This window comes from Emticicia sp. (assembly GCF_049241225.1).
GTDB lineage: Bacteria > Bacteroidota > Bacteroidia > Cytophagales > Spirosomataceae > Emticicia.
Genome location: NZ_JBMLRC010000159.1, coordinates 1 through 1,042, shown reverse-complemented (window position 1 = coordinate 1,042; position 1,042 = coordinate 1). Strand labels below are relative to the sequence as shown.

Sequence of the window (1,042 nt, the reverse complement as noted above, 5' to 3'; positions counted from 1 at the left end):
TATCAGATTCTTGTAAATGGTATGATTTGGATAAAATCCCAACGCTAATGTTTGACCATAACGAGATTTTTCGAAAAGCTCTTGAAACCTTACGAATGATGCTCGACGAAAAATTGATAGGTTTTAATTTACTGCCCGAAACTTTTACGATGAACGAATTACAGAATCTTTATGAGACAATTTTGGGTGAAAGATTGGTTCGGTCAAATTTCCAGCGGAAAATTTTAAGTTTAGGTATTCTGGAACGTATAGAAAAGAAAATGACAGGAGCAGCCAATAAGGCTCCGTATGTATATAGATTTATTGGCCAGTAAACCAAAGTGGGAGTACGCAAGCTCCCCTTTGATTATTATTTTATAGGAAGATTATCGCTTGCTTCGATAAGTGTAGTGCCATTTTCGAGCAAGTTCCATCGATAAGTACAGGTTTCGTTGCTACCGCATTTAGGGCAACTCCAAAGCCAAGTAGTATCGCTTGAAATCTCAATATTGGTTTCGGTAATTAGCTTTTCTAAGGCTACTCTTTTTTGTTGAACCTCCGAATTATTGATAATTGATTCAATATTGAGTATATCTGCTAACTGATTATCTTTTATGAGTTTAATGAAAATCTGAGGTAGGGTATTATCTCTTAAAAAACGTTCTATATCAAGATTCGTTAATCGTGCTGTTGCACAATTTTGGCATCGCCAACCACTTATTTGAGTCGAATTAACACCGATTCGTTCGATTATTGTGTTTAGGTTTTCTCCTTTGGCTAAGCTGTAGGCCAAGCTCTGCAATTGCCCGAAAACTGCTCCCTGCCATAAGCCCACAATATCTTGATTTCCAATAACAATATCGTTAAACGAACCCATTCCTCCATATGCACGTATGTGATGCTCGGTATCACGATTTTTATCCCATTTTTCAATGTCTTCACTTAGCCAATTGGCCCAAAAATCGTAATGGTTTTCGAGTAAGATGGTACGTAAAAGCTCTAATGATTGTTTATAATAATCGGTCATTGGTTTGGTTTTATTTGTTTGTTACGATTACAAGCG

Annotated in this window: 2 protein-coding genes; one reads left to right on the top strand and one right to left on the bottom strand. The window is 36.6% G+C overall.

Annotation, left to right across the window (positions count from 1 at the left end; all coding sequences use genetic code 11):
* Positions 1-314: NUDIX hydrolase (locus ACOVO2_RS09340; protein ID WP_421769706.1), on the top strand; the 314-nt coding region annotated here is incomplete at its 5' end.
* Positions 315-349: 35 nt separating this feature from the next.
* Here ACOVO2_RS09340 and ACOVO2_RS09335 read toward each other — a convergent pair.
* Positions 350-1,006 (bottom strand): DUF6966 domain-containing protein, encoded by a 657-nt coding sequence (locus ACOVO2_RS09335; protein ID WP_421769705.1) that lies wholly within the window; start codon positions 1,004-1,006, stop codon positions 350-352.
* Positions 1,007-1,042: the final 36 nt, after the last annotated feature.